Annotated in this window: 3 protein-coding genes; all 3 read left to right on the top strand. The window is 69.3% G+C overall.

What is annotated here, in order from left to right:
* The first annotated feature begins 35 nt into the window (after window positions 1-35).
* Window positions 36-293, top strand: coding sequence for a YfhL family 4Fe-4S dicluster ferredoxin (locus tag K0M70_RS13790; protein WP_290782882.1), 258 nt, complete (start codon window positions 36-38; stop codon window positions 291-293).
* Window positions 290-1993 carry a gamma-glutamyltransferase gene (gene ggt, locus K0M70_RS13795; RefSeq protein WP_290782883.1) on the top strand — a complete coding sequence of 568 codons (1704 nt, stop codon included), beginning with the start codon at window positions 290-292 and terminating at the stop codon, window positions 1991-1993. The genes K0M70_RS13790 and ggt overlap by 4 nt, the downstream gene beginning before the upstream one ends.
* Before the next feature lie 37 nt (window positions 1994-2030).
* Window positions 2031-2855: MBL fold metallo-hydrolase (locus K0M70_RS13800; protein ID WP_290782885.1), on the top strand; the 825-nt coding region annotated here is incomplete at its 3' end.

Below are 2855 nucleotides of genomic sequence, written 5' to 3' on the forward strand. Positions count from 1 at the left end.
CCGGGGCGGCGGGGGGGGGGCCCCGGGCGCCTTCCATGTCATTACTGATCAACCAGCTCTGCATCAACTGCGACGTCTGCGCCCCGGCCTGCCCCAACGACGCCATCAGCCAGGGTGAGACGATCTACGTGATCGACCCGCGCCGGAGCACCGAGTGCGTGGGCCACCATGACGAACCTCAATGCGTGGTCGTCTGCCCCGTCGAGTGCATCGACCTCGACCTGGCGCAACCCGAGTCCCGCGAGCAGCTGTTCGCGAAGTACCTGAACCTGCAGCAGGAGTCTCTCGCGTGATTCGTTCCCTTGTTCTTGGCCTTTTGCTCCTTTCGCCGCTGGCGCTGGCCGATGCGCCGGTGCGCACCGATCCGCCGCGCCAGGCCGCCATCGCAAGCGCCAATGCCTACGCTACCGACGCGGGGCTGGAAGTGCTGGCCAAGGGTGGCAACGCCTTCGACGCCGCCATCGCCGTCAGCGCGACGCTGGGGCTGGTGGAGCCGGAAAGTTCCGGCCTGGGCGGCGGCGGCTTCCTGCTGCTGCATACCGCCAAGGACGGCCGCGACGTATTCGTGGACGCGCGCGAACGGGCGCCGCTGGCCGCCACCCGCGACATGTTCCTGGACGCGCAGGGCAACGCCAACCGCAAGCTTTCGGTGGACGGCGCGCTGGCCGCGGGCATCCCGGGTACGCCGGCGGCGCTGCAGCACCTGGCGAGCCGCTACGGCCGGCTGCCGCTGTCGCAGTCGCTGGCGCCGGCCATCCGTCTGGCCCGCGAAGGCTGGAAATTCGGCCCCAAGAACGCCGCGATGCTCGGTTACCGCCGCGATTCGATTGCCGGCAATGCTGCGGCGGCGACGCTGTTCCTTCGCAAGGGCGCGGTGCCGGCGCAGGGCACGCTGATGCGCAACGAAGACTACGCGCGAACGCTGGAGCTGATTGCGCGCCAGGGCGCCGACGGTTTCTATCGCGGCGCCTACGCCAAGCGCCTGGTCGCCGGCGTGCGCAAGGCCGGCGGAATCTGGAGCGAACGCGACCTGGCCGAGTACCGCGTGGTCGAGCGCGAGCCCATCCGCATCCGCCACCGCGGCTTCGAAATTGTCACTGCGCCGCCGCCGTCGTCGGGCGGCGTGGCGCTGGCCACCATCCTCAACGTGCTGGACGGCTACGACTACGCCAAGCTGGGCCGGGTGGCGCGCAGCCACGTCGTGGTGGAATCGATGCGGCGCGCCTACCGCGACCGCGCCATCTACCTGGGCGACCCGGACTTCGTGCAGGTGCCGGTGCCGCTGCTGACCGGCAAGGATTACGCCGCCGGCCTGCGCGCGGGCATCAACACCGAGCGCGCCACGCCCAGCGACATGCTGCCGGGCGTCACCGTGCCGCCGTCGCGCCCCGACACCACGCACTTCTCCATCATCGACGCCGAAGGCAACCTGGCCGCGGTCACCCAAACCGTGAACCTGCCTTACGGCAATTCGCTGGTGGTGCCGGGCACGGGCTTCCTGCTCAACAACGAGATGGACGATTTCTCGGTGAAGCCGGGCGTGCCCAATGCGTTCGGCCTGGTGGGCGAGGACGCCAACGCGATTGCGCCGGGCAAGCGCCCACTGTCTTCCATGACCCCGACCTTCCTGCTTGGCGGCGACCGCGTGGCCGTGCTGGGTACGCCGGGCGGCAGCCGCATCGTCACCATGGTGCTGCTGGGCCTGTTCGAGCTGATGGACGGCAAGGGGGCGCAGGCCACGGCCGACGCACCGCGCTTCCACCACCAGTACCTTCCCGACCAGCTGTCGGCTGAACCCGAGGCCTTCAGCGCCGCGGAAGTCGCGGCGCTCAAGGCGCGCGGCCATGACGTGGCCATTGGCGACCGCAGCTGGGGCAATATGCAGGTGGTGCTGTGGAACCGCGCCACCGGCGAAGTCGAGGCAGGTACCGACGGCCGCTGGAAGGGCGTCGGCAAGGGCTCGTCCACCGACGAATCCGCCATCTACAGATAGCCTCCGCGCAGCCGGGCTACCGGAAGGAGCAAGTGCGATGAAGCTTTGGTCGATCATGGGCAACTCGCAGCGCCTCGACGGCGGCGCGATGTTCGGCAACGCGCCGCGGGCGATGTGGGCCAAGTGGCTGCCGCCGGACGAAGAAAACCGCATCCCGCTGGCCTGCCGCGCGCTGCTGGCCAGCCCGCTGAACGGCAAGGTGGTGCTGTTTGAGGCCGGTATCGGCGCCTTCTTCGACCCGAAGATGCGCGATCGCTATGGCGTGGCGGAAGAAAGCCACGTGCTGCTCGATTCCCTTGCCAAAGCCGGCTTCTCGCACGAAGACGTTGACGTGGTGGTGCTCAGCCACCTGCACTTCGACCACGCTGGCGGCCTGCTGGCAGCGTGGGCGGACGGCGCCGCGCCGGCGCTGCTGTTCCCGAACGCCACGTTCGTGGTCGGCGCCGAGCACTGGCAGCGCGCGCAGCACCCGCATCCGCGCGACCGCGCCAGCTTCATTCCGGAACTGGCCGGGCTGCTGGAAGCCAGCGGCCGGCTGGAAGTGGTGCATGGCGACCATTGCCGCGCGCTGGGGGACGCGGTGCGTTTCCATTTCAGCCATGGCCATACCCCCGGCCTGATGTTGGCCGAGATCGTCGGCGTGGCCAATGCGCAGGGCCGGCCGCACGGTGGGCTGGTGTTCTGCGCCGACCTGATTCCCGGCCGCCCGTGGGTGCACGTGCCCATCACCATGGGCTACGACCGCTACCCCGTGATGCTGATCGACGAGTTGGGTGGGTTCGCCCCCCATAATCTCTACCCCAACGTCAAAATTTATTACACCCAACACCCGGGCGGCGCGCGGGCTCTGCTGACCCGGGAC

Origin of the sequence: Arenimonas sp. (assembly GCF_019459675.1) — a bacterium.
Classification (GTDB): Bacteria; Pseudomonadota; Gammaproteobacteria; order Xanthomonadales; family Xanthomonadaceae; genus Arenimonas.

Coding starts and splice junctions, on each gene's coding strand:
- K0M70_RS13790 (WP_290782882.1), top strand. CDS start 36: ATGTCATTACTGATCAACCAGCTCTGCATCAACTGCGACGTCTGCGCC.